At 71.1% G+C, this 24,900-nt stretch carries 19 protein-coding genes and 1 tRNA gene; 7 read left to right on the top strand and 13 right to left on the bottom strand.

The genetic code is table 11. The features are described 5' to 3' along the window. Positions 1-44 precede the first annotated feature (44 nt). Positions 45-1,841 (bottom strand): bifunctional metallophosphatase/5'-nucleotidase, encoded by a 1,797-nt coding sequence (locus tag ACZ3KP_RS26630; protein WP_467502225.1) that lies wholly within the window; start codon positions 1,839-1,841, stop codon positions 45-47. Positions 1,842-2,097: 256 nt separating this feature from the next. Here ACZ3KP_RS26630 and pyk point away from each other — a divergent pair, with 256 nt between their 5' ends. Continuing rightward, the gene (pyk, locus tag ACZ3KP_RS26625) at positions 2,098-3,534 is read left to right on the top strand and encodes a pyruvate kinase (RefSeq protein WP_467502223.1); all 1,437 of its coding nucleotides are present in this window, start codon (positions 2,098-2,100) and stop codon (positions 3,532-3,534) included. A gap of 78 nt (positions 3,535-3,612) precedes the next feature. Here the strand turns inward: pyk and ACZ3KP_RS26620 are convergent. Continuing rightward, a tRNA-Leu gene (locus ACZ3KP_RS26620) sits at positions 3,613-3,687 on the bottom strand. A 100-nt stretch (positions 3,688-3,787) separates the two neighbouring features. Between ACZ3KP_RS26620 and ACZ3KP_RS26615 the strand changes: the two genes are divergently transcribed. Then, positions 3,788-4,444 carry an ANTAR domain-containing response regulator gene (locus ACZ3KP_RS26615; protein WP_467502221.1) on the top strand — a complete coding sequence of 219 codons (657 nt, stop codon included), beginning with the start codon at positions 3,788-3,790 and terminating at the stop codon, positions 4,442-4,444. A 137-nt stretch (positions 4,445-4,581) separates the two neighbouring features. Here the strand turns inward: ACZ3KP_RS26615 and ACZ3KP_RS26610 are convergent, their stop codons facing one another. The 9 genes from ACZ3KP_RS26610 to ACZ3KP_RS26570 all read right to left on the bottom strand — a co-directional run bounded on the left by ACZ3KP_RS26610 (position 4,582) and on the right by ACZ3KP_RS26570 (position 14,488). Further along, a complete protein-coding gene (locus ACZ3KP_RS26610) occupies positions 4,582-5,298 on the bottom strand; it encodes an ABC transporter ATP-binding protein (protein ID WP_467502219.1) in 717 nt (238 codons plus the stop codon). Further along, complete coding sequence (locus tag ACZ3KP_RS26605) at positions 5,295-6,197, bottom strand: ABC transporter ATP-binding protein (RefSeq protein ID WP_358975542.1); 903 nt, start codon at positions 6,195-6,197, stop codon at positions 5,295-5,297. Before ACZ3KP_RS26605 ends, ACZ3KP_RS26610 begins: the two co-directional genes overlap by 4 nt. A 5-nt stretch (positions 6,198-6,202) precedes the next feature. Then, positions 6,203-8,044: a branched-chain amino acid ABC transporter permease gene (locus ACZ3KP_RS26600; RefSeq protein WP_467502217.1), complete on the bottom strand. Its 1,842-nt coding sequence runs from the start codon at positions 8,042-8,044 to the stop codon at positions 6,203-6,205. A 5-nt stretch (positions 8,045-8,049) separates the two neighbouring features. Continuing rightward, positions 8,050-8,982, bottom strand: a complete 933-nt coding sequence (locus ACZ3KP_RS26595) for a branched-chain amino acid ABC transporter permease (protein WP_467502215.1) — start codon at positions 8,980-8,982, stop codon at positions 8,050-8,052. Between the two features lie 113 nt (positions 8,983-9,095). After that, positions 9,096-10,334, bottom strand: coding sequence for a branched-chain amino acid ABC transporter substrate-binding protein (locus ACZ3KP_RS26590; protein ID WP_358975533.1), 1,239 nt, complete (start codon positions 10,332-10,334; stop codon positions 9,096-9,098). 304 nt (positions 10,335-10,638) lie between these two features. Beyond that, positions 10,639-11,229, bottom strand: a complete 591-nt coding sequence (locus ACZ3KP_RS26585) for a Tat pathway signal sequence domain protein (RefSeq protein ID WP_467502212.1) — start codon at positions 11,227-11,229, stop codon at positions 10,639-10,641. Then, positions 11,226-11,618 (bottom strand): hypothetical protein, encoded by a 393-nt coding sequence (locus tag ACZ3KP_RS26580; RefSeq protein ID WP_467502210.1) that lies wholly within the window; start codon positions 11,616-11,618, stop codon positions 11,226-11,228. The genes ACZ3KP_RS26585 and ACZ3KP_RS26580 overlap by 4 nt, the downstream gene beginning before the upstream one ends. A 54-nt stretch (positions 11,619-11,672) precedes the next feature. Next, entirely contained in the window at positions 11,673-12,158 is a 486-nt protein-coding gene (locus tag ACZ3KP_RS26575; protein WP_132886180.1) for a PaaI family thioesterase, read from the bottom strand. A gap of 50 nt (positions 12,159-12,208) precedes the next feature. Beyond that, positions 12,209-14,488 carry an FdhF/YdeP family oxidoreductase gene (locus ACZ3KP_RS26570; protein ID WP_467502208.1) on the bottom strand — a complete coding sequence of 760 codons (2,280 nt, stop codon included), beginning with the start codon at positions 14,486-14,488 and terminating at the stop codon, positions 12,209-12,211. Between the two features lie 143 nt (positions 14,489-14,631). On the opposite strand from ACZ3KP_RS26570, the gene polA reads away from it, so the two are divergent. After that, positions 14,632-17,358 carry a DNA polymerase I gene (gene polA / locus ACZ3KP_RS26565; RefSeq protein WP_467502206.1) on the top strand — a complete coding sequence of 909 codons (2,727 nt, stop codon included), beginning with the start codon at positions 14,632-14,634 and terminating at the stop codon, positions 17,356-17,358. 167 nt (positions 17,359-17,525) lie between these two features. Further along, positions 17,526-17,894, top strand: a complete 369-nt coding sequence (locus ACZ3KP_RS26560) for a hypothetical protein (RefSeq protein ID WP_467502204.1) — start codon at positions 17,526-17,528, stop codon at positions 17,892-17,894. Here the strand turns inward: ACZ3KP_RS26560 and ACZ3KP_RS26555 are convergent. After that, positions 17,833-18,669, bottom strand: a complete 837-nt coding sequence (locus ACZ3KP_RS26555; RefSeq protein WP_467502203.1) for a DUF4184 family protein — start codon at positions 18,667-18,669, stop codon at positions 17,833-17,835. The genes ACZ3KP_RS26560 and ACZ3KP_RS26555 overlap by 62 nt on opposite strands. Before the next feature lie 311 nt (positions 18,670-18,980). On the opposite strand from ACZ3KP_RS26555, the gene ACZ3KP_RS26550 reads away from it, so the two are divergent. The 3 genes from ACZ3KP_RS26550 (at position 18,981) to pgfA (ending at position 22,093) form a co-directional block, all read left to right on the top strand. Further along, positions 18,981-20,780: a lytic transglycosylase domain-containing protein gene (locus ACZ3KP_RS26550; RefSeq protein ID WP_467502201.1), complete on the top strand. Its 1,800-nt coding sequence runs from the start codon at positions 18,981-18,983 to the stop codon at positions 20,778-20,780. Positions 20,781-20,944: 164 nt separating this feature from the next. Then, complete coding sequence (locus ACZ3KP_RS26545) at positions 20,945-21,079, top strand: SPW_0924 family protein (protein WP_467502199.1); 135 nt, start codon at positions 20,945-20,947, stop codon at positions 21,077-21,079. 21 nt (positions 21,080-21,100) lie between these two features. Further along, entirely contained in the window at positions 21,101-22,093 is a 993-nt protein-coding gene (gene pgfA, locus ACZ3KP_RS26540; RefSeq protein ID WP_467502197.1) for a cell envelope lipid trafficking protein PgfA, read from the top strand. Here pgfA and ACZ3KP_RS26535 read toward each other — a convergent pair. Next, complete coding sequence (locus ACZ3KP_RS26535; protein ID WP_467502195.1) at positions 22,083-24,851, bottom strand: ATP-dependent RNA helicase; 2,769 nt, start codon at positions 24,849-24,851, stop codon at positions 22,083-22,085. The genes pgfA and ACZ3KP_RS26535 overlap by 11 nt on opposite strands. Positions 24,852-24,900 lie beyond the last annotated feature (49 nt).

Raw genomic sequence — 24,900 nt, 5'->3', positions numbered from 1 at the left:
CGGGCGCACGGCGCCGGCCCGCACCGGCCGGCGCCGCCCACCTCTCAGAACACCGGCGTGCCGTCACGGGTCAGCCGCCAGTCCACCGAGGCGAAGTCCTTCGGGTCCAGGACACCCTTGGCGGTCACCCACTCCGCGATCCGGGTACGGATCTCCGTCGACTCCGACCACAGCTCCTTGGCCGAGGCGACGTACGGGAACGCTCCGCCGCCGTTGGCACGGTAGTTGTTCACCGCGAGCACGAACTGCCGGGCGTCGTCCAGGGCGGCCCCGTCGTAGGTCAGGTTCCTGATCCGGGACCCGGCCGGCTGCGCGATGTCGATGTCGTAGCGCAGCCCCGACACGTAGTCGTAGTTGTAGTCGGGACGGTTGCCGGAGTTCGTCAGCTTCTCCACGTCGACGGGCGCACCGGCGGCCGTCTGGACGTAGTACTCCGCCGAGTACTCCAGGTACGCGCGGAGCTGGGCCCCCGTCATCAACTTGGCGACCAGCGTGTTGTCGTACACGTAGAGGCTCGACAGGTCCCGGACGGTCACCTTGCCGGCCGGGATCTCGGACGTCCGCGAGAACGGCGAGGCCTGCGCGACCACCGGCAGCGCTGCGTACTCCGTACCCGCCAGGGCCGCCTTGACCACGTCCTCCTGCACTTTGGTGATCAGGTCGATGATCGGGGTGTCGCGGTACCGGGCCTCGACCGTGGTGAGCGTCTCGGTGGCGGTACCGACGACCTGGTTGACGTACGCGACGACCTTCGCGTGCTCGTCCGAGAGCAGCCTGGTGATCTTCGGGTCGTCGGCGACCGCGTTGGAGTTGCGCAGCGAGGCCGCGACCGACTCCACCGTCCACGCGCCCCTGCTGAACACCAGCTCGATGTCGAAGAGGGTGAGGCGCTCCGCGTAGCACAGCGGCTCGGAGAGCACGACGGTCTTCCCGGTCGCCTCGTTGGTGACCTTCAGCTCCGGGATCTCCAGGTGCGCGTGGCCGACCAGGATGGCGTCGATGCCCGGCACCTGCCGGGCCACGTTCGCCGCCGCGTTCTCGACGTACGGCACCTGGTCGCCGTAGGACGAGGTGCCCGACGAGCCGGAGTGGGCCGAGACCACGACCACGTCCGCGCCCATCGCACGCAGCTTGGGCACCCACTTCGCGGCCTGCTCCTCAAGACCGGGAAACGCCAGCCTGCCCTGGACGTAGGCCTTGTCCCAGATGGCGATGCCCGGGTTGGTCAGGCCCAGGACGGCGACCTTGACCGGCGGGGCGCCCGGGACGTGGAACTTCTTGACGAAGTACGGCGGGAAGGCGGGCCTCAGGGTCTTCGCGTCGACCGCGTTGGCGCCGAGCAGCGGGAAGTCCAGCTGCTCCTCGAACCTGCGCAGGGTCTCGATGCCGTAGTTGAACTCGTGGTTGCCGAGCGCCGCCGCGTCGTACCCGATCGCGTTCATGGCCTGCGCCATCGGGTGCACGGGGCCGCCCTCGGCGGTGATCGGGTCGACCTTGGCGTAGTAGTACGTCAGCGGGGTGCCCTGGATGGTGTCACCGGCGTCCAGCAGCAAGGTGTTGCGGCGGCCCTTCTCCTTGCGCACCTGGTCCACCAGCGTCGAGATGCGCGCCAGGCCCATCGCGTTGCCGGCCTTGTCGGAGTACTCCGCGTCCTTGAAGTAGTCCCAGTTGAAGACGTGCCCGTGCAGGTCGGTGGTGCCCATCACGGTCAGCGAGTACCGCTTGGGGCGCCCGGCGGGCCGCACCGACGCCTGCGCCGGAGCCGCCGCCGCACCGGCGATCGCCACCCCCGCGCCGGTGGCGGCGGACTTCTTCAGGAACTTCCGGCGGTTCAAGGGCATGTCTCGATCTCCTCGGGAAACGGTCAACGACGCGCGTAGATTGTGTCCTGTGCATGCCTTACGGCAACAGGTGCCGAAGGTTGCGATCCGGTGACCTGATCCCGGGCTGCGATGCCGACGCGTTCAACACCTGCGAGATGCTCATAGGAGCGGACTCCCGCACATTCAACACTTGTCAACGGGCCTTCATCCAAAGGTTGTTGGGTCGTCATGCAGGCCCGATTCTCTACCCGTCGGTAAGGCCTAGGCTCGAACCATGCGCCGAGCAAAGATCGTTTGTACTCTGGGGCCCGCCACCGACTCGTACGACCAGATCAAGGCCCTGGTCGAGGCCGGCATGGACGTCGCCCGCTTCAACCTCAGCCACGGCGACCACGCCGAGCACGAGGAGCGCTACCGGCGGGTGCGCAAGGCCTCCGACGAGAGCGGCCGCAGCGTCGGGGTCCTCGCCGACCTTCAAGGCCCGAAGATCCGGCTCGGCACCTTCACCGAAGGCCCGGTACTCCTCGAACGCGGTGACACCTTCACCCTCACGGTCGAGGAAGGCGCCGAGGGCGACCGCCGGCAGTGCGGGACGACGTACGCGGGCCTCGCCGGCGACGTCACCCCCGGCGAGCGCGTCCTCGTCGACGACGGCAAGGTCTGCCTGGAGGTCACCCACGTCGACGGGCCCCGGGTGCACACCAGGGTCGTCGAGGGCGGCATGGTCTCCGACCACAAGGGACTCAACCTGCCCGGGGTCGCCGTCTCCGTCCCGGCCCTCTCCGACAAGGACGAGGCCGACCTGCGGTGGGCGCTGCGCACCGGCTGCGACGTGATCGCGCTGTCCTTCGTGCGCAGCGGCGAGGACATCCGCGACGTCCACCGCATCATGGACGAGGAGGGCCGCCGCCTCCCCGTGATCGCCAAGGTCGAGAAGCCGCAGGCCGTCGAGAACATCGACTCCATCGTGGCCGCCTTCGACGGCATCATGGTGGCCCGCGGCGACCTCGGCGTGGAGATGCCGCTGGAGCAGGTGCCGATCGTCCAGAAGCGCGCCGTGAAACTGGCCAGGCGCAACGCCAAGCCGGTCATCGTCGCCACCCAGATGCTCGACTCGATGATCGACAACTCCCGCCCCACCCGCGCCGAGGCCTCCGACGTCGCCAACGCGGTCATCGACGGCACGGACGCGGTGATGCTCTCCGGCGAGACCAGCGTCGGCAAGTACCCGATCGAGACCGTGCGCACCATGGCGAAGATCGTCGAGGCGGCCGAGGAGGACATCCTCGCCAAGGGGCTGTCGCCGCTGACCGAGAGCAACAAGCCCCGTACCCAGGGCGGCGCGGTCGCCCGGGCCGCCGCCGAGATGGGCGACTTCCTGGGCGCGAAGTTCCTGGTCGCGTTCACCCAGTCCGGGGACACCGTCCGCCGGCTGTCCCGCTACCGCTCGCCGATCCCGCTGCTGGCCTTCACCCCGGAACCGGCCACCCGCTCGCAGCTCAGCCTCACCTGGGGCGTCGAGACCTTCCTCGGCCCGCACGTCGACTCGACGGACAAGATGGTCGACCAGGTCGACGAACTCCTGCTGAAGTACGGGCGCTGCCAGAAGGGCGACGTCGTGGTCATCACGGCGGGCTCCCCGCCCGGCGTCTCCGGCTCCACCAACATGGTCCGCGTCCACCACATCGGCGAGGACGACAGCCCGAAGTGACACCGGAGGGCCCCTTCGTCCGGGTGGAGGGGCCCCTCGCTCACGTGACGTGATGCGACCTTGGAATCCAAGGAAAAGTGCCCCGGGTCGGACTCGAACCGACACTGTACGGGTTTTGAATCCGTTGCCTGCTGCCAATTGGGCTACCGGGGCTCGAAGAATCCAAGGTTATCCCCGACCCTCCGCGCGTCCACCATACCGTAGCTAGGTAGGCTCTTGTCAGCAGTACCCCTGCCCTGAACGAGGAGCCCCCGTGACCGCCGCCGAGTCGCCCCAGCCAGTCGACGCACCCGACGACGACAAGTCGCACGTGCCTCCGCTGACGACCCGTGTCGTCATCGCCGAGGACGAGGCCCTGATCCGGCTCGACCTCAAAGAGATGCTGGAGGAGGAGGGGTACACGGTCGTCGGCGAGGCAGGTGACGGCGAGCAGGCCGTCGAGCTGGCCCGCGAGCACCGCCCCGACCTGGTCATCCTCGACGTCAAGATGCCCAAGCTGGACGGCATCTCGGCCGCCGAGAAGATCGCCGCGGAGTCCATCGCCCCGGTCCTGATGCTCACCGCGTTCTCCCAGCGCGACCTGGTCGAGCGGGCCCGGGACGCCGGTGCCATGGCGTACCTGGTCAAGCCGTTCAGCAAGAGCGACGTCGTCCCGGCGATCGAGATGGCCGTCTCCCGGTTCAGCGAGCTGAAGCAGCTGGAGTCGGAGATCGCCGACCTCACCCAGCGCCTGGAGACCCGCAAGCTGGTCGACCGCGCGAAGTCCGTCCTCCAGACCGAGTACGGCCTGACCGAACCGGCCGCGTTCCGCTGGATCCAGAAGACGTCGATGGACCGCCGCATGTCGATGCAGCAGGTCGCGGAGGCGGTCATCGCGGACAGCGAGGAGAAGAAGGCCGGCAAGGGCTGACCCCGCACGTACGACAAGGCCCGCGCCCCGGAGAAGGGGACGCGGGCCTTTGTGCCGCCTGCTGCGGTCAGCGCCCTGAAGGGGCGCGGGGAACGGCGCGACCAGCCCCCCGCGCACCCGCAGCCGATCGACTACGCCTAGTCCTCGCCCAGGTAGGCCTTGCGGACCGACTCGTCGTGCAGCAGATCCTGTCCGCTGCCCGACAGGACGATGTTGCCGACCTCCATGACGTGCCCCTGGTCGGCCAGCGACAGCGCCGCCTGGGCGTTCTGCTCGACGAGCAGGATCGTGGTGCCCTGCGACTTCAGCTCGGCGATCGTCGCCATGATCTTCTGCATCATGATCGGTGAAAGCCCCATCGAGGGCTCGTCCAGCATCAGCAGCTTCGGCTGGGACATCAGCGCCCGGCCCATGGCCAGCATCTGCTGCTCGCCGCCCGAGAGGGTGCCCGCGGCCTGCTTGCGCCGCTCGCCCAGGATCGGGAAGAGGTCGTACGCCCGCAGGATGTCCTTCTCGATGCCCGGCTTGTCGCTGCGCAGGAACGCCCCGAGGCGCAGGTTGTCCTCGATGGTCATGCGCGGGAAGATGTGCCGCCCCTCGGGGGAGTGGGCGAGGCCCAGCGAGACCACCTGGTGGGCCGGGATCTTCTTCAGCGACCTGCCGTTGAACCGGATCTGCCCGCCGACCGGCTTGAGCAGTCCGGACAGCGTGCGCAGGGTCGTCGTCTTGCCGGCTCCGTTGGTGCCGATCAGGGTGACGACCTGGCCGGCCTCGACCTTGAAGGAGATGCCCTTGACGGCTTCGATCTTGCCGTAGGCGACCCGCAGGTCCTCTACTTCGAGCAGTGCGGTCATCGGTCGTTCTCCTTGCCGGGCGCGGCGTCGGTCGGGGTGTCGGCCTCGGCTGCGGCTTCCGCCGCCTCGACCTCGGCGGCCTCCTCGTCGCCGGGCGCGTTCTCGAACGGCTCGCCCAGATACGCGGCGACGACCCGCTCGTCGCCCTGCACGGTCGCGCTGTCGCCCTCGATGAGTTTCTCGCCCTGCACGAGGACGGCGACGCGGTCGCAGAGGTTGAAGATGAACCGCATGTCGTGCTCGATGACGAGGACGGCGATGCCCTTGTCGCGGATCGCGAAGACCAGCTCCTCGGTGGCGCGGGTCTCCTGCGGGTTCATGCCGGCCGTCGGCTCGTCCAGGAGCAGCAGCCCCGGCTCGCTGGCCAGCGCCCGTGCGATCTCCAGCTTGCGCTGCTCGCCGTAGGGCAGGTTGCGGGCGAGGTGCTCGGCCTTCTCCGCCAGGCCCACGAACTCCAGGAGTTCCATGGCCCGGGCCCGGGAGGCGGCCTCGGCCTTGTGGAAGCCGGGGCCGCGCAGCAAGGCGGACCAGAGGCCCTCCTTGGTGCGGGTGTGCCGGCCGACCAGCACGTTCTCCAGGACCGTCATGTTGGCGAACAGCCGGATGTTCTGGAAGGTGCGGGCGATGCCGGCCGCCGTGACCTTGAAGGACTTCGGCGGCAGGACCTCGCCCTTGTACCGGACTTCGCCCTCGGTGGGGATGTACAGACCGGTGAGGCAGTTGAAGAAGGTGGTCTTGCCGGCGCCGTTGGGGCCGATCAGACCGACGATCTCGCCGCTCCTGACGGTGAAGTCGACACCGCGCACGGCGGTGAGGCCGCCGAAGCGCATGGTCACGCCGCGTGCGTCGAGCACGACCTCGCCGGGGGCGGCTTCTTTGACGGTGGTTTCCGTGGTCATCGTGGTCAGGCCCCTGCCTTGGTGAGGACGGCGGGCGCTTCGGCTTCTTCGTGGAACTCGAGCTGGCGGCGCCGGTTGGGGATGAGGCCCTCCGGGCGGAAGCGCATCAGCAGGATGAGCGTGACGCCGAAGGCGAAGAGCTGGTAGTCGCCGAGGAACTGCAGCTTGGCCGGGATCAGGTAGAGCAGGGACGCGCCGACCAGCGGGCCGGAGATGGTGCCCATGCCGCCGAGGACCACCGCGGCCAGCAGGAACGCCGAGTTGGGCGGGACCACGTAGGCGAACTGGTACTGCTCCGGGGTCACCGTGTAGGTGACGTGGGCCTGGACCGAGCCGGACAGGCCGGCCAGGCAGGCGCCCAGGGCGAAGGCGATCAGCTTGACGCGGAAGCCGTTGATGCCCATGGCGAGCGCGGCGGTCTCGTCCTCGCGGATGGCGACCCAGGCGCGGCCGATACGGGAGTCGCTGCTGCGCCGGAAGACGATGACCACGATGAACGTGATGATCAGCATCAGCAGCAGGTAGTTGGCGAACCGCCCGATGGTGGTGCCGAGGATCTGGTGCTCGGCGCCGAAGTCGAAGCCGAGGATGTTCAGGTTCGGGATCGAGGAGATGCCGTTGGAGCCGTTGGTGACGTCGGGGCCCGAGGTGCCGTCCAGGTTGAGGACGGTGATCCGGAAGATCTCACCGAAGCCGAGGGTCACGATGGCCAGGTAGTCGCCGCGCAGTCGCAGGGTCGGGGCGCCGATGACGACACCGAAGATCATGGCGACGACCGCGCCCAGCAGCGCCGACGCCCAGAACGGCCACTGCACGTGCAGCGGCGAGGACGGCGAGCCGGAGACCAGGGCCGCGGTGTAGGCGCCGACACCGAGGAAGGCGACGTAACCGAGGTCGAGGAGGCCGGCGAGGCCGACGACGATGTTCAGCCCGAGCGCGACGGTCGCGAAGATCAGGATGTAGACGCCGATCGTCGCGTACTGGTCGTTGGACTGGGTGAACGGGAAGGCCGCGGCGGCGACGAAGGCGCCGGTCATGGTGATGTTCCGGTGCTTCCCCGTGATCGCCGAGACCCGGGCCACGATCCCGGCCTTGGAGAGGGAGGCGAAACCGAAGCCGGCGATGATCAGGAAGCCGATGAACAGCTGGTCGTACGACGTGCCGATGCCGTAGCTGAAGACGATCAGGCCCACGGCCATGGCCGCGATGATGACCAGGATCTCGGCCCAGGACGGCAGCGGGGCCGCGGGAGGCGGGGTCTTGGCGGCGAAGGCGGCGCGGAAGGTGTTCCAGTTCTGCCGGGCGTTGTGCTTGAACAGCTCCCAGCCGGTGTCGTCCGGGTCGACCGGGTCGGGCTCCGGCCGCTCGAACGGCAGGGCGAGCGCGCCGATCACGGAGACCAGGGTGGCGATCGCGACGAGGAAGCCGCCCGGGTCCAGGTTGACCAGGCCGCCGAGTTTCACGCTGATGGCGATCACGGTGTACCAGGCGGTGCCGAAGGTGCCGAGCGCGGCCATCTTCAGCGCGCTGTCGGCGCTGCCCGGGGTCAGCCAGGACAGGCCCTTGACGCCGTAGGAGGACAGGCCGAACAGGGTGGTGAGGATGCCGCCGATCAGCACCAGGACCTGCAGGCCGCCCGGGTAACCGTAGACGGTGAGGTCACCGGGGAAGTCGGAGGTCCAGGTCCACGACATGAACGTGGAGACGATGGCGAGGACGCCGCCGCCGGTGGCGAGGGCGCGGCCGAGCGGGGCCGGCAGACCGATCAGACCGGACGCGGCGGGCGCCGGGGCGCTCGTGGTCCCGGGGGTCTCGGGGGTCTCGGATGCGGTGGTCTCTGTGGTCATCGGTGTCACGCCCTGTCCGCGACGCGTTCGCCGAGCAGACCCTGTGGCCTGAACAGCAGTACGAGGATGAGGAGTACGAACGCCCAGACATCGGCCCAGGACTGGCTGCCGAACTGGCCCATGCCGGGGATGTCCGAGATGTAGGCGGTCGACAGGGCCTCGGCGACGCCGAGGACGAGGCCGCCGAGCATGGCGCCGTAGATGTTGCCGATACCGCCGAGGACGGCCGCGGTGAAGGCCTTCAGACCGAGCAGGAAGCCCATCTTGAAGTCGATCTGGCCGTATTTGAGGCCGTAGGCGACACCGCCGACGGCGGCGAAGGCGGCACCGAGGGCGAACGCGATCACGATGATGCGGTCGGTGTTGACGCCCATCAGCTTCGCGGTGTCCGGATCCTGGGCGGTCGCCTGCATACCGCGGCCGGTGCGGGTGCGCATCACGAAGTAGGCGAGGAAGGCCATGCTGAGCGGGGCCACGATCACCAGGAAGATGTCACCGGTCTGGATCGTGACGTTGCCGATGGTGAAGGGACCGCCCGGGATGGTGGGGAAGGTACGGGCGGACTTGGCCTCGGGGTACCAGGCCCACACCGCCTGCTGCAGGGCCAGCGAGAGGCCGATGGCGGTGATGAGGGGGGCGAGGCGCGGGGCGGTGCGCAGGGGGCGGTAGGCGAACCGTTCCGCTCCGACGGCGACCAGGACGGCGACGATGATGGCGCCCACCAGCATCAGCGGGAGGGCTATCCACATCGAGGTGCCGTCCGGCAGTACGTACGCGTAGACCGTGAGCGCGCCGAAGGCGCCGGTCATGAAGATCTCGCCGTGGGCGAAGTTGATGAGCTGGACGATGCCATAGACCATCGTGTAGCCGATGGCGACCAGCCCGTACATGGATCCCAGTAGCAGGCCGTTGACCAGCTGCTGCGGCAGTTCGTTCACCGCATGTCCTCCGAGACGTTCGGAAAGTTCGACGAATGAGGTCGGATGCGAGTCCGCGCGGGGCGCCAGTGGAACAGCGCCCCGCGCGGCTCGGTTCTGCGTGCGGGTGTGGGTCAGCTGCTCGGCGTGAACGTGCCCGAGGTGGCAGCCTTCCAGGCCCCGCCGTCGACCTTGTAGACGGTGAGCTGCTTGTTGGTCGCGTCACCGAACTCGTCGAAGGAGACCTTGCCGGTCACACCGTCGAAGGAGACGTTCTGGACCGCGGCGGTGATCTTCGCGCGGGCGTCGGACGGCAGCTTGCCGCCGTTGTCGTCGACGACCTTCTTCACGGCCTCGATGATCGACCAGGCCGAGTCGTAGGAGTAGCCGCCGTAGGCGCCGTAGGCCTCCTTGTAGCCGGCCGCCTTGTAGTTGGCGACGAACTCCTTGGCGGAGGCCAGGGTCTCGACCGGGGCGCCGACCGAGGTGGCCAGATCGCCGGTGGCGGCGGAGCCCGCCAGCTTGAGGTAGTCGTCGGCGTAGATGCCGTCACCGCCGACCAGCGGGACCTTGGCGCCGGCGGCCTTGAGCTGCTTGCTCAGCGGACCGGCCTGCGGGTACTCGCCGCCGTAGTAGACCACGGTGGCGCCCGAGTTCTTCACCTTGGTGACGACCGCGGAGTAGTCCTTGGAGTCGGGGTTGATGTGCTCGGTGCCGACCACCTTGCCGCCGAGCTTCTTGAACTCCCCGGTGAAGGTGGCGGCGAGGCCCGCGCCATAGGTCTTCTTGTCATCGATGATGAAGGCCTTGGTCAGCTTCGCCGTGTTGTACACGTACTGCGCGGCGTACGGGCCCTGGATGGCGTCCGTGGTCGCGGTACGGAAGTACGACTTGTACGGACGCGACTTCGACGTCTGCCAGTTGTCGCCCTGGGTCAGCGCCGGGTTGGTGTTGGCCGGCGAGACCTCGACCAGCTTGGCGTCGTCGAAGACCTTCTGCATCGACTGGGCCACGGAGGAGTTCAGCGGGCCGACAACGCCGTAGACGCTGTTGTCACCGACGAACGCGGTGGCGTTCGCCTGGCCGGAGGACGGCTGAGCCTGGTCGTCCTTGGCCGCGATCTTGAACGTGACGCCCTTGACGTAGTTCTTCTTGTTGGCCTGGTTGACCGCCAGGTCGACCGAGTTCTTGATGCCCAGGCCGAGCGCGGACAGGTCGCCGGTCAGCGGGGCGTCGACGCCGATGGTGACGGTGGTGCCGCCGTTGCCGGAGTCGGAGCCCTTGTCGCCGCTGTCTCGCGAACCGCAGGCGGTGAGGGTGAGTGCTCCCGCTGCCAGCGCGGCGGTGATGGCGATGAGCGAACGTTGACGCACGATCAGTCCTTTCCCCTGAACAACCGCATCCCCGTGGAAACGGTCGAGTCGCGCGACCGACCGAAGAGAGAATCCGACGGCGCCGTGACTGGCCGTGACTCTAGGCGGGTGTAGGGAACGTGTAGGAGGGTCTGGCCGATGCTGTGACGCTCTTGTTATGACACGAGGTAATGCAGAGCGGTACACGGTGCGGAGAACGGAGGAATTCCAGCCGATTCGCCCTGTCCGCATGGTGAGAACCCGCAGGACCGGCTGTGATGGGATCAGGAGTCTCAAGCCTTTTGGTGGTTACTCCACGCCGTCGCTAACTGTTGCTGCAGGCGACTTTCAGGGCGTGTGAGAGATGCCGTGCGTAGCGGGATCCCAGGATGAAACTCTGTACCTGTATTGCGCGCGTATTACGTAGAGTTACGTCGAGGAAAGGGAGTCCGGCATCCTTCGGGACTGTTCGGCAATCGGTCACATGCATGGTGATCGTGATCTCTCGGGGTGAGCCCGGTTTTGTCCGGAAGGGTGCGCGTGGCGCCTCGGACAGCGTGAGGCCGGCGTAGGGCTGCGTCATCCGGGGCACGGTGACCGGCGGCCCGTCCATGACGGTCATCCGTACCGCGAAGCTGAAGCTGCGGGGCGGCGCATCCGGCGGCGTGGACCGGCCGCCCACGAAGGAGAACGCCACCGTCTGCGCGGGGTAGGGGACTTCGGGCGGCGGCGGCCGATGCGGGCGGGTCGCGACGAGGTAGCCGCCGCCCGCGAGGAGCACCGCCGCGGTGCCGAGGAGGAGGGCGGCGCGACGGCGGGCGGGGCGCGCGGGAGCAGGGGCGGCCGCCCCGGGGGTGTCCCAGGCGTGGGTGCCGTCACCGGGTTCGACGGGACCGATGCCGCTCGTCCCGCTCATCGCCAGGGACCTCCGCTCGGCGCGCCGTGGCGGTACCGGTCGGCGCAGGCGGACCGCGACCGACGGTCGATCAACCGGTCGGCGGCGGCGGCGCCGTGACGCCGTGCCACGTCCCGCGCCGCGTCCACGACGTCCCGGAGGATCTCGTACTGCCCGTTGGACAGCCCCATCGACTGGTAGTCGCCGTAGGTGCCGTCGTCGAGCGCTTCGCGCGACCAGTGCGCGACGATCGTGGCGCACAGGGTCGCGTCCGAGACCGCCGTCGACGGAGGACCGGTCGGGGTGTGCCGCGCGGCAGTGGGCGCCGTGGCGGCGCCGCAGGCCGTCAGCAGCGCGAGCCCGAGCCCCAGTGCGGTCACCCCCGCCAGGGGGCCTCCTCGCCGTCCCATGCGCCGACGTTACGGGCGCCGACGGCGGGGGGCAATGGATGCGCCGCCGGTGGGTCAGCCCTGGGCGGCCGAGGGCAGCGCCGAGCCCTCCAGGTCGCGCAGCAGACAGGTCAGCCGGGCGGTGCACACCCGGCGGCCCTCCTCATCGCTGATCACGATCTCGTACGTGGCCGTGGAGCGCCCCCGGTGCACCGGCGTGGCCACGCCGGTGACCAGGCCGGAGCGGGCGCCCCGGTGGTGCGTGCAGTTCAGGTCGACGCCGACCGCGATCTTCGAGCTGCCGCCGTGCAGCATCGACCCGACCGAGCCCAGGGTCTCCGCCAGCACCGCGCTGGCCCCGCCGTGCAGCAGCCCGTACGGCTGGGTGTTGCCCTCCACCGGCATGGTGCCGACGACGCGGTCCGCGGAGGCCTCGACGATCTGCACGCCCATCCGGGTGCCGAGGTGCCCCGCGGAGAACAGGGCCGGCAGGTCGACGCCGAGCGAGGCGTACTCGTCGATGACCTCCTGCGGGAACTTCACGTGCTGCTGCTCGCCCATGGGGCCGGCTCCGATCGTCGTGCGGCTGTCTCTCTCCGCTGAGCAAACGCTCAGTCGGTCGCCGATTGTTCCAGACGGATCACGACCGACTTGCTGGCCGGGGTGTTGCTGGTGTCCGCGGTGGCGTCGAGCGGCACCAGCACGTTGGTCTCGGGGTAGTACGCCGCCGCGCAGTTGCGCGCGGTCGGGTAGTGCACGACCCGGAAGCCCGGAGCCCGGCGTTCCACGCCGTCCTTCCACTCGCTCACCAGGTCCACGTACGACCCGTCGGCGACCCCCAGCCGCCGCGCGTCCTGCGGGTTCACCAGGACCACCCGGCGGCCGTTCCTGATTCCCCGGTAGCGGTCGTCCAGGCCGTAGATCGTGGTGTTGTACTGGTCGTGCGAGCGCAGGGTCTGCAACAGCAGGCGGCCCTCGGGCAGTTCGGGGAACTCGACGGGGGCCGCCGTGAAGTTCGCCTTGCCGGTGGCCGTCGGGAACCGCCGTTCGTCGCGCGGGGCGTGCGGGAGGGCGAAGCCGCCCGGGTGCGCCACGCGCGCGTTGAAGTCCTGGAAGCCGGGGATCACGCGCGCGATGCGGTCGCGGATCGTCGCGTAGTCCTTCTCGAACTCCTCCCAGGGCGTGCGGCTGTCCGCCCCGAGCACCCGGCGGGCCAGCCGGCACACGATCGCCGGCTCCGACAGCAGGTGCGGGCTCGCGGGCTCCAGCCGGCCGCGCGAGGCGTGCACCATGCCCATGGAGTCCTCCACGGTCACGAACTGCTCGCCGCCGCGCTGCAGATCGCGTTCGGTGCGGCCGAGCGTCGGCAGGATCAGCGCCCGCGCGCCGGTGACGACATGCGAGCGGTTGAGCTTCGTCGACACGTGCACCGTCAGCCGCGCGCGCCGCATGGCCGCCTCGGTGACGTCCGTGTCGGGGGTGGCGGAGACGAAGTTGCCGCCCATCGCGAAGAAGACCTTCGCCTGGCCGTCGCGCAGCGCGCGGATGGCCCGCACGACGTCGAAACCGTGCTCGCGCGGGGGCACGAAGCCGAACTCCTTCTCCAGGGCGTCCAGGAAGGCCGGGGCGGGGCGTTCGAAGATGCCCATCGTGCGGTCGCCCTGCACGTTCGAGTGGCCGCGGACCGGGCAGACGCCCGCGCCGGGGCGGCCGATGTTGCCGCGCAGCAGGAGGAAGTTGACGACCTCGCGGATGGTCGGCACCGAGTGCTTGTGCTGGGTGAGGCCCATCGCCCAGCACACGATGGTGCGTTTCGAGGCGAGCACCATGCGCAGCGCTTCCTCGATCTCCGCGCGGGACAGCCCGGTCGCCGCCAGCGTCTCGTCCCAGTCGGCGGCGCGGGCGGCCTTCGCGAACTCCTCGAACCCTGAGGTGTACTCGCGTACGAACTCCTCGTCGACCGCGCCGTCCGTCTCCAGGACCAGCTTGTTCAGGAGGCGGAACAGGGCCTGGTCGCCACCGATGCGGATCTGCAGGAACAGGTCGGTGAGCGCGGCGCCCCGGAGCATCCCCTGGGCGGTCTGCGGGTTCTTGAACCGCTCCAGACCGGCCTCCGGGAGCGGATTGACGCTGATGATCCGCGCGCCGCCGGCCTTGGCCTTCTCCAGGGCGGAGAGCATCCGGGGGTGGTTCGTCCCCGGGTTCTGCCCGGCGACGATGATCAGGTCGGCCTGGTGGAGGTCCTCCAGCAGGACACTGCCCTTGCCGATGCCGATGGTCTCGCTCAGTGCCGAGCCCGACGACTCGTGGCACATGTTGGAGCAGTCCGGCAGGTTGTTGGTGCCGAGCTCGCGCGCGAAGAGCTGGTACAGGAACGCAGCCTCGTTGCTGGTCCGGCCAGAGGTGTAGAAGACGGCCTCGTCGGGGGAGCCGAGGGCGGCGATCTCCGCGCCGATGATGTCGAAGGCGCGTTCCCAGCTGACCGGCTCGTAGTGCTCGGCGCCCTCCGCCAGGTACATGGGGTGGGTGAGCCGGCCCTGCTGACCCAGCCAGTAGCCACTGCGGCCGTGCAGGTCGGTCAGGGTGTGCGCGGCGAAGAACTCCGGCGTCACCCGCCGCAGGGTGGCCTCCTCGGCGACCGCCTTCGCGCCGTTCTCGCAGAACTCGGCGGTGTGCCGGTGCTCCGGCTCCGGCCAGGCACAGCCCGGGCAGTCGAAGCCGTCCTTCTGGTTGACCCGCAGCAGCGTCAGTGCGGTACGCCTCACACCCATCTGCTGCTGGGCGATGCGCAGCGTGTGCCCGACGGCGGGCAGCCCCGCGGCCGCGTGCTTGGGCTCCGCGACCCGCGGCGCGTCCTGAACGGGATCCCCCTGGGGCGGCTTCGTCGCCATCGCACGCTCTCCTCTATGCCGGCACCACTGCCCTGCACACCAGATCCTCGCACGTACCACCGACAGCCATCGAGGACGGGCACCGGGCGGCTCCCGTCTCCTCGCCGCCCTGACTGTCAGTGCGGCGTGGCAGGATCGGGGGCGTGGCAGAGACAGCATCGAAGAAGACCGACAAGACCCCCGGCGGCACCCGTCCCCGGCTGATGCTCATGGACGGGCACTCGCTGGCGTACCGCGCGTTCTTCGCGCTGCCCGCGGAGAACTTCACGACCGCGACGGGCCAGCCGACGAACGCGATCTACGGCTTCGCCTCGATGCTGGCCAACACCCTGCGTGACGAGGCGCCCACGCACTTCGCGGTGGCGTTCGACGTCTCCCGCAAGACCTGGCGCTCGGCGGAGTTCACGGAGTACAAGGCGAACCGCTCGAAGACCCCGGACGAGTTCAAGGGCCAGGTCGAGCTGATCGGCGAGCTGCTCGACGCCATGCACGCGCAGCGCTTCGCCGTCGAGGGCTTCGAGGCCGACGACATCATCGCCACCCTCGCCACCCAGGCCGAGGCCGAGGGCTTCGAGGTCCTCATCGTCACCGGCGACCGCGACTCCTTCCAGCTGGTCACCGAGCACACCACGGTCCTCTACCCCACCAAGGGCGTCTCCGAGCTGACCCGGTTCACCCCGGAGAAGGTTTTCGAGAAGTACGGCTTGACGCCCGCCCAGTACCCCGACTTCGCGGCCCTGCGCGGCGACCCGTCCGACAACCTGCCCGGCATCCCCGGCGTCGGCGAGAAGACCGCGGCGAAGTGGATCAACCAGTTCGGGTCCTTCGCCGAACTGGTCGAACGCGTCGACGAGGTCAAGGGCAAGGCCGGTCAGAACCTCCGCGACCACCTGGAATCGGTCAAGCTGAACCGCCGGCTCACCGAGCTGGACCGCGGCGTCGAGCTGCCGAAGGCGGTCGCCGACCTGGAGCGCGCGCCGTACGACCGCAAGAGCGTCGCGATGATCCTGGACACCCTGGAGATCCGTAACCCCTCGCTGCGCGAGCGGCTCTACGCCGTCGACCCCGGCGCCGAGCAGGCCGAGTCCACCCCGGTCGCCGAGGCGGGCGTGGAGGTCGACGCCACCGTCCTCGGCACCGGCGAACTCGCCGGCTGGCTCGCCGAGCACGGCACCGCCGCACTGGGCGTCGCCACCCTCGACGCCTGGGCCCTCGGCGCCGGCTCGGTCGCCGAGGTCGCCCTCGCCACCGGAGGCGGCCCGGCCGCCTGGTTCGACCCCGCCCAGCTCGACGAGTCCGACGAGAACGCGTGGGCGGCCTGGCTCGCCGACGCCACCAGGCCCAAGGTCTTCCACAACGCCAAGGGGGCGATGCGGGTCTTCGCCGAGCACGGCTGGCGCATCGAAGGCGTCACCATGGACACCGCGCTCGCCGCGTACCTGGTCAAGCCCGGCCGTCGCTCCTTCGACCTGGACGCGCTGTCCCTGGAGTACCTGCACCGCGAGCTGGCCCCCGCCGCGGCGGCCGACGGTCAGCTGGCCTTCGGCGCGGACGACGGTGCGGAGGCCGAGGCCCTGATGATCCAGGCCCGCGCGATCCTCGACCTCGGCGAGGCCTTCGAGAGCCTGCTGGAGGAGGTCGGCGCGGCGGACCTGCTGCGCGACATGGAACTGCCCACCTCGATCCTCCTCGCCCGCATGGAGCGGCACGGCATCGCGGCCGACCGCCCGCACCTCGAGGCGATGGAGCAGATGTTCGCGGGCGCGGTGCAGCAGGCTGTGAAGGAGGCGCACGCGGCGGCCGGGCACGAGTTCAACCTGGGCTCGCCCAAGCAGCTCCAGGAGGTCCTCTTCGGCGAGCTGGCGCTCCCGAAGACGAAGAAGACCAAGACCGGCTACACCACCGACGCGGACGCGCTCGCCTGGCTCGCCGGCCAGACCGAGAACGAACTGCCGGTGATCATGCTCCGGCACCGTGAGCAGGCCAAGCTGCGGGTCACGGTCGAGGGCCTGATCAAGACCGTCGCCGCCGACGGCCGTATCCACACCACCTTCAACCAGACCGTCGCCGCGACCGGCCGGCTCTCCTCCACGGACCCGAACCTCCAGAACATCCCGGTCCGCACGGACGAGGGCCGGGCGATCCGCCGCGGCTTCGTGGTCGGCGAGGGCTACGAGTCGCTCATGACGGCCGACTACAGCCAGATCGAGCTGCGCGTGATGGCCCACCTCTCCGAGGACGAGGGCCTGATCGAGGCCTTCACCTCCGGGGAGGACCTGCACAACACGGTCGCCTCCCAGGTGTTCGACGTCGACCGCTCGGCCGTCGACGCGGAGATGCGCCGCAAGATCAAGGCGATGTCCTACGGCCTCGCGTACGGTCTCTCGGCCTTCGGCCTCTCCCAGCAGCTGAACATCGACGCGGGCGAGGCCAGGGCCCTCATGGACACGTACTTCGAGCGGTTCGGCGGGGTGCGCGACTACCTGCGCCGGGTGGTCGACGAGGCCCGGGCCACCGGCTACACGGCGACCCTGTTCGGCCGCCGCCGCTACCTCCCCGACCTCAACAGCGACAACCGCCAGCGCCGGGAGGCCGCCGAGCGGATGGCCCTCAACGCGCCCATCCAGGGCACGGCGGCGGACATCGTCAAGATCGCCATGCTCCGGGTGGACGGCGCCCTGCGCGAGGCGGACCTGAGGTCCCGCATGCTCCTCCAGGTCCACGACGAAATCGTCCTGGAGATCGCCCCCGGCGAGCGCGCCGAGGTCGAGTCCCTCCTGCGCGCCCAGATGGCCGGCGCGGTCCACCTCAGGGCCCCGCTGGACGTGTCGGTGGGCGTCGGCCCGGACTGGGAGTCGGCAGCACACTGAGTTCCGTCGCCCCTGGCCCGCCGCCGTGGTCGGCGCTCAGCCGTCGCGGCGGGCCAGGGGGCGGCGGGCCCAGTGCCGTCGCCCCGGCCCTGCGGGCCCGCGGAGCCCGTCACTCACCTGGACCCCGCCAGAACGCCCTAGCCATCGCCACCGGCAAGGATGCGGCCATGGGTATACGCATGGTTCACCGCCGGACGCCCCAGAGCAGGCCCCCGGCCAAGGCCCGCTCCGCCGCGGCACAGGTCACGGCAGTTCCGTCGGCCCCGGCCCAGGCGGCCGACGCCAGCTCCGCCCGCATCCCCGCCGACCTCGCCGCCACCGCGCGTCGCACGGTCACCCGCCTCCGCCGGCGGCTCCGCGCCCGTCCCGGCCCGCGTCAGTGGCTCGACCTCGGCCGCGGCTACCTGGCGCTGGTCCTCACCGCGCTCCCCGGCCCGCGCCGCCCCCGCACCATGACCGTGTTCGTGGCCACCCTCATCGAACGGCGGCCCGGCTCCGCCGCACCTCGGCCACCGGAACCGGACGCCACACCCTGACGGCCACGGCGTATCCGACGACCCCCAGCAGCAGCCCCGCGCCCGCTCCGAACAGCACGGTCGGCAACAGCTCCCAGGGCTTCGCCGTGGCCCCCCAGTACTCCCACCACCGCGTCGCCCGCTGCACCGCCGCCAGCAGGGCGCAGCCCGCCAGCGCGGCCCCGGCCCACCACCGGTCCCGTACCGACAACTGCGGCACCCCCACCGGCTCCCCGTCCGGCGCCCGCCGTACCGCGCGTACCAGGAACACGGCGAGAACGGCCGCCCCCACCGCCGAACTGCCGTACTGGAGCAGGGTGTACAGCGGCACTCCGGCGACGTTCCGGCCGATCGCGGGGACGAGCCGACTGCCCCAGCGGTCGTGGTGCGTGAAGGCGTCCCAGACGACATGGGTGAGACCGCCGAGCACGGCGCAGACGTACCACCGGGCCGTCAGCCGCAGCCCGGCACGCGCGCGTGGCGCACCGCAGTGGAGCAGAGCAGAGAGCCGCCCCTGCCGAGCCCGGGGGAGGAGCGCCACCAGCGGCTCCCGTACCAGCAGCCACAGCGCCACCAGCGCCCAGGAGAACAGCACGTCCACGGTGAGGACCCCGGTGAAGGAGTGCGTGAAGCCGCCGAACGCCATCGCGTCCGGCACCGCGCTCGCCGCGTAGAAGGTGAGATCGGGAGCGAACGACCCCGCGACGAGCACCGCCGGCACCAGCCGCCCGCGGCCGGTCCCGTCACCGCGCACGGCGGGCAGCACGGCGGCGGCGTGGCTGAGAGTGAACGGCACCGGTCCCCCTGGAGCAGTCGTCGGCCGGAGCGCCGAACAGTGATCGCGTACGACAAGTATCCGTGACACCACCGTCGTTCAACGGCGGATGGCCAACTGGTGAAAAACGGGCACCGGCGGGTGTCGGTGGAAAGCAAGTTGTCGTAGGGTCGCCTGGGTCGCAGCCCGGGGCGCGTACGGCCGGGTGCACGACCTCACAACCCGAAAGAGGCAACGGGGGCAACCACAGCACCGGGTCCATCGTCACACCAGGGCGAGCAGGCAGACGGAGACGGGCGCCCAGAAGGCGTCCAGGGGAGGGGTTCACCACTATGGCGGCGCAATTCGGCAGGCGGCTGCGCAAGGGGGCGGCGACCACCGCCGCGGCCGCGTTGGCGGTGGCGGCTCTGTCCGCGTCCCAGGCTCCCGGTGTCACGAACGCGGACACGGGCAGACAGGCCAACGCCGGCGCCAGCACCACCGCTGCCGGGGACGGCGGAGCGGCCGGCGGCGCCACCGGCAACTCGCCCTACTACACGGACCTGCCGCCGCTGAACAGCCCCAACCCCAGTGCCAGTCCGACCGCCTCCTCGTCGAGCATCGGCACCGCCGTCTCCCGGGGCGCGGCCGAAGCCGGCATACCCGCCACGGTCCTGGACGCCTACCAGAAGGCAGAGGCGGAACTGCGCGCCTCCAAGCCCGGCTGCAACCTGCCCTGGCAACTGCTCGCCGCCATCGGCAAGGTGGAGTCCGGCCAGGCCCGCGGCGGTGACGTCGACGCCGAGGGCAACACGCTGCACCGGATCCTCGGCCCCGAACTCGACGGCAACGGCTTCGCGCTCATCAAGGACACCGACGGCGGCAAGTACGACGGCAACAGTCAGTACGACCAGGCCGTCGGCCCGATGCAGTTCATCCCGTCGACGTGGGCGTGGGCGGGCCGCGACGGCAACGGCGACGGCGTCAAGGACCCGAACAACGTCTACGACGCGGCGCTCGCCGCCGGGCACTACCTGTGCCGCAACGGCTGGGACCTGTCCGTCCAGGCCGACATGAACAGCGCGATCCTCAGCTACAACAACTCACAGGACTACCTGAATCTGGTCCTGTCCTGGTACGAGTTCTACCGCAAGGGCACCCACTCGGTCCCGAACGGCACCGGCACCGTGCCCTCCCACCGCAGCGGCTCCGGCTCGGGTGTCGGCTCGGGCTCGAGTTCGGGCTCGGGCTCAGGTGGCTCGGGCGGCGCGACCACCTCCCCGTCGCCCAGTGCGCCCGGCACGCCGGGGACCTCCACGCCGCACCCCGGCGAGCCCGCCCCGGGCACCCCGAGCACGCCCCCGAGCCTGCCGCCCACGGCCACCGACAGCGTGGACCACCTGGAGGACGCGGGCACCGCCAAACTCACCGCGACGGCCGGTGACGCGTTCGCCAAGAGGATCAGCACGCGCGCGGAGACCAAGGTCGGCCGTACCGTCGCCAAGGTGCGCGTCCGCTTCACCATCGTCGGGGACACGGACACGACCTTCACCGGCGGCGAGAACACCGCCACGGTCGTCACCGACAGCAAGGGAGTCGCCGTCGCGCCGGCGCTCCAGGCGGGCGAGAAGACCGGCGACTTCACGGTCCGCGCCAGTGTGGTCGGCCGTACGGTGAAGGGCGTCGACTACGCCGCGACCGTCACCGCGCGCACCGCGGACACCCTCGCCCGCACCAGCGACACCGCGCTGACCTGCACCCCCGGTGGCGAGTTCGCCGACCAGGTCCAGGTGAAGGCCACCTACAAGGGCGCCGTCGCCGGCAAGGTCGCCGCCACCGCCACACTGATCAAGTCCGCGGACGACCCGAGCACCGACGACAAGGGTCCGTACTTCAAGGACGCCGACGGCAACGCCGTACGTACCCTCACGAGCCTCCAGACGGACGCGAACGGTCTGCTCACGCTGCCCAAGCTGTACGCGGACGACACCACCGGCACGTTCCTGCTGCGCATCACCACCACCGGCGGCGCGACGCTCACCGTGGAACTGACGGTGGCCGCGGCGGACGCCTCGCCGAGCCCGTCGCCGACCGCCTCCGCGTCGGCCTCCGCCTCGGCTTCGGCGAGTCCGTCCGCCTCCGCCACGCCCTGATCCGCCGACCCGGCCGTACGACCACGAGGGCGCCCTCCCGCCGACGCGGGACGGCGCCCTCGCCGTCGTACGGCCGTGTGCGACGTGTTCTCATCTCGTCCTCCCGTTGCTACCGTGCCCAGACCTGACGAACCATCAGGAAACCGTCCGCAGGGAGGTCTCGCATGCGCGCCCTGATCGCCGCCGCGACCGGCCTCGTTCTCGCGGTGGTCCTGGTGGTGACCGTCAGTGCCATGGGAGCGCCGACCGGAAAGACGTCCCCCGAGCCGCTGCTCACGACGGTGCCCGCACACCCGTAACCGCCGCCCCGGGAGGCCGAGATGCGCCGCACGGCCAGTCTGGTCCTGCTCGCCTGCGCCGTGTTCTTCGCGGCGCTGTCCCCGCTGCTGCGCTGGTACGCCTTTCCGCGCCTGGCCAAGATCCCGGCGAACCAGTACCAGGCCGTGGTCATGGTGGCGCAGAACGCCACGCTGCTCGACTACGGCACCATGAAGGCGAAGAAGGTCCCCCGGGTCACCATCGTGCAGACCCTCAAGGGCGACGTGGCGGCCGCGAAGCGGATCGAGAAGACGGCCGGGCGGGACGTCGTCGTCTGGGACGGCCTGTCCTACGTCCAGGGACCCGACGGCAAGATGGTCTCCGAGATCCCCGAGCGGTACATCTTCGACGCCCACAGCCAGGAACCCGTCCACGCCACCGGCGAGATGGTCGACGGCGACCCGGTGAAACGGGACGGCATCGAGTTCAAGTGGCCCTTCCTGACGGAGAAACGGGACTACGAGTACTTCGACGCGCAGACCCGCACCACCAACCCCATCCACTACAAGGGCACGCGGACCTTCCGTGGCGTCAAGGTCTACTACTTCGAACAGACCGTCCCGTGGACCCGGGTCGCCCTGCCCAAGAAGATGCCGGTGCAGGGCATCACCCCCGAGTCGGTCGCCAGGACCGGCACCACCCGCTGGTACACCACGGTCCGCAAGTTCTGGGTGGAACCTGTCACCGGCGCACCCGTCAACGGCGAGGAGATCCACCAGGAGGAACTGCGCGGCGGCACCCTGCTCGGCGGGCGCGCCAAGGTGACCGCCTTCGCCGGTGACGTGAAGATGCGCGAGGACTACGTCGAGCACACGGTCGCCCTGGTCAAGCACAACCGCACCATCGTCCTGCTGCTGACCTCCTACCTCCCCTGGGGCTTCCTCTCCCTCGGTATCGCGCTGCTCGCGCTCGCCCTGTACCTGGAGGCAGTCGGCCGCCGTCCCGCCGACCCGCGGCCGTCGCCGGCCGACGTCCCCGAACCGGTCAGCGCCTGAGCCGCGCGTTGGTGTGCCGGGTGGGTTCGGCGCCCGCGGGGTCCTCGGGCCAGGGGTGCTTCGGGTAGCGCCCCCGCAGTTCGGCCCGTACGCCCTGGTAGCCGTCCCGCCAGAAGGAGGCGAGGTCGGCGGTGACGGCGGCGGGCCGCCCGGCCGGCGACAGCAGATGCACCAGCACCGGCACCCCTGCCACGGCGGGCGACTCCTGCAACCCGAACATCTCCTGCAACTTCACTGCGAGCACCGGCTGTTCGGGGTTCCCGTAATCGACCCGGATCCGCGACCCACTGGGTACGGCGATCCGCTCCGGCGCCAGCTCGTCCAGCCGCCCCGCCTCCCCGCTCGCCCACGGCAGCAGCCGCCGCAGCGCCTCCCCGGCGTCGAGGCGCCCGAGATCGGCCCGCCGCCGGGCCCTGCTCAGCTCCGGTTCCAGCCACTCGGCCACGCGCGCGTGCAGCGCGTCGTCGCCGACATCGGGCCAGGGCTCCCCGACCCGCAGCCGGAGAAACGCGAGCCGCTGCCGCAGTGCGACGCCGTCCGCCGTCCACCGCAACAGGCCGAGCCCTTCCTGTCGCAGCCCGTCGAGCAGCGCGTCGCGTACGAGGGCGGGGTCGGCGTCCCGCAGCGGCCGCACCGCCAGCTCGATCGCCCCGAGCCGGGCCACCCGCCGCGCGACCACGTCCCCGTCCGCCCAGCGGACCTCGTCCCGGGTGTCGAGCAGGGGACCGGCCGCGCTACGCGCGGTCTCCTCGTCCACCGTCGCCGCGAGCTGCACGCGCGCGTGCCCCTTCCCCACGGGCCGGTCGGCCACGGCTACGGCGAGCCAGGGCGCGGAGCGCAGCGGTGATCCCTCGCGGGGCTCGGCACGGGTCCCGGAGGCCATGAGATGAGAGCCGCCGTCGGCCCGGGCGATCCGCTCAGGAAAGGCGAGCGCAACGACGAGCCCGGCAACGTGATCCCCAGAACCCCCCTCTCCGGCCCCGGTCCCGCCTCCGGCCCCGGTCCCGCCTCCGGCCCCGGCGCCGCCTCCGGCCCCGGCGCCGCCTCCGGCCCCGGCGCCGCCTCCGGCCCCGGTCCCGCCTCCGGCCCCGGTCCCGCCTCCGGCCCCGGTCCCGCCTCCGGCCCCGGCGCCGCCTCCGGCCCGGACCCCGCCTGCTGCCCCGGCACCGGTCCCTGTCCCGGTCCCGGCCCCGGCCTGGGTCCCGCCACCGGCCTCGCCCTCCGGGGATGAGGCGCGGCCCGTCGGGCGGGCGAGTTCGGTGAAGGCGCCCCGGAGGCGCCGGACCTCCGCACGCCACCTCCCGGCGTAGGCGTCGCCCCCGCGCCGCGCGCGCCGCAGGGCGGCCCCGAGGTCGTCCCCGTACTCCCGAGGCACCTCCTCGCTCAACAGCGCCACCACCTCCGCGGCCGGCTCCGCCCCCACCGCCGCGGCTCCGTCCACCAGGGCCCGCCCCAGCCGGGGGTGCAGACCCAGCCGGGCCAACCGTGCCCCCCGCTCCGTGGCCCGCCCGGCGGTGTCCACCGCCCCGATCGCCGTCAGCAGGGCCCGCGCCGCCGCCATCGCCCCGCCCGGCGGCGGATCCAGCAAGGCCAGCCCGGTGGCCTCGGGATCGCCCCAGCAGGCCGCCTGAAGGGCGAACGCGGTCAGGTCGGCCACCCTGATCTCCGGCGCCGGAAAGGCCGTCAGACGCACGTCCTCGGCCTCGGACCAGCAGCGGTACACCGCCCCCGGCGCCTCACGCCCGGCTCGCCCCGCCCGCTGCCGCCCGGCCGCACGGGACGCCCGTACCGTCGCCAGCGCGCCCAGCCCGCGCGCGTGGTCGACCCGCGGCTCCCGCGCGAGCCCGGAATCGACGACCACCCGTACCCCGGGGACGGTCAGCGAGGACTCGGCGACCGCCGTCGCCAGCACCACCCGACGCCGCTCCCCGGGCGCCAGCACCGCGTCCTGCACCGCGGCCGGCGCCCTGCCGTGCACCTGGAGCACCTCGGTGTCCCCGAGGTGCTCCAGGTGCCCCGCCACGCGCGCGATCTCGCCCACACCCGGCAGGAAGCACAGCACGTCCCCGTCCCGCTCGGCCAGCGCCCGCCGCACCACCGACGCCACATGCGTCAGCAGCGCCGGGTCGACCCGCATCCCGTGCGGCGGCCGCACCGCCCGCACCGGCGGCGCCCACACCACGTCCACGGGGTACGAGACGCCGCGCGCCTCGACCACCGGCGCGCCGCCCAGCAGCCCGGCCCAGCCCTCGGCGTCCGTGGTCGCCGAAGCGGCCACCAGGCGCAGCTCCGGCCGCAGCGTCTCCCGTACGTCCCAGAGGAAGGCCGCCACCGTGTCGGCGTCCAGATGCCGCTCGTGGCACTCGTCGAGGACGACGACGTCGACACCGGACAGCTCCTGGTCGCGTTGCAGGCGCTGCAGGAGCACACCGGTCGTGACGACCTCCACGCGCGCGCGTGGCCCGACGACCCGCTCGCCGCGCACGGTGTAGCCGACACTCCGCCCGACCTGCTCACCCAGCAGCCACGCCATCCGCCGAGCCGCCGCGCGGGCGGCGATCCGGCGCGGTTCGGCCACCACCACCCGCCGCGCCGGTCCCTGGTCCAGCAGCCCGGCCAGCGCCAGTGGCACCAGCGTCGTCTTCCCGGTGCCGGGCGGCGCCACCAGGACGGCGGTGCCGTGCCCGGCCAGTGCGTCGTCCAGACCGGGCAGGGCCTGTCGTACGGGCAGGGCGTCCAAGGCGTCGTAACGGATCACGCCCCTAGTGTCGTACGCCCTCGTGAACGCCCTTCACGCCGCGCGTGCG

It is taken from the genome of Streptomyces sp. NPDC020958 (assembly GCF_055562175.1).
This window is presented reverse-complemented; position numbering and strand designations above follow the sequence as displayed.

Excerpts from the sequence above, each read along its gene's own strand:
- ACZ3KP_RS26580 (WP_467502210.1), bottom strand. The coding sequence starts at position 11,618 with ATGGGACGGCGAGGAGGCCCCCTGGCGGGGGTGACCGCACTGGGGCTC.
- pyk (WP_467502223.1), top strand. The coding sequence starts at position 2,098 with ATGCGCCGAGCAAAGATCGTTTGTACTCTGGGGCCCGCCACCGACTCG.
- ACZ3KP_RS26550 (WP_467502201.1), top strand. The coding sequence starts at position 18,981 with ATGGCGGCGCAATTCGGCAGGCGGCTGCGCAAGGGGGCGGCGACCACC.
- ACZ3KP_RS26605 (WP_358975542.1), bottom strand. The coding sequence starts at position 6,197 with ATGACCACGGAAACCACCGTCAAAGAAGCCGCCCCCGGCGAGGTCGTG.
- ACZ3KP_RS26610 (WP_467502219.1), bottom strand. The coding sequence starts at position 5,298 with ATGACCGCACTGCTCGAAGTAGAGGACCTGCGGGTCGCCTACGGCAAG.
- ACZ3KP_RS26575 (WP_132886180.1), bottom strand. The coding sequence starts at position 12,158 with ATGGGCGAGCAGCAGCACGTGAAGTTCCCGCAGGAGGTCATCGACGAG.
- ACZ3KP_RS26560 (WP_467502204.1), top strand. The coding sequence starts at position 17,526 with ATGGGTATACGCATGGTTCACCGCCGGACGCCCCAGAGCAGGCCCCCG.
- ACZ3KP_RS26630 (WP_467502225.1), bottom strand. The coding sequence starts at position 1,841 with ATGCCCTTGAACCGCCGGAAGTTCCTGAAGAAGTCCGCCGCCACCGGC.
- pgfA (WP_467502197.1), top strand. The coding sequence starts at position 21,101 with ATGCGCCGCACGGCCAGTCTGGTCCTGCTCGCCTGCGCCGTGTTCTTC.
- ACZ3KP_RS26600 (WP_467502217.1), bottom strand. The coding sequence starts at position 8,044 with ATGACCACAGAGACCACCGCATCCGAGACCCCCGAGACCCCCGGGACC.
- ACZ3KP_RS26545 (WP_467502199.1), top strand. The coding sequence starts at position 20,945 with ATGCGCGCCCTGATCGCCGCCGCGACCGGCCTCGTTCTCGCGGTGGTC.
- ACZ3KP_RS26570 (WP_467502208.1), bottom strand. The coding sequence starts at position 14,488 with ATGGCGACGAAGCCGCCCCAGGGGGATCCCGTTCAGGACGCGCCGCGG.
- ACZ3KP_RS26585 (WP_467502212.1), bottom strand. The coding sequence starts at position 11,229 with ATGAGCGGGACGAGCGGCATCGGTCCCGTCGAACCCGGTGACGGCACC.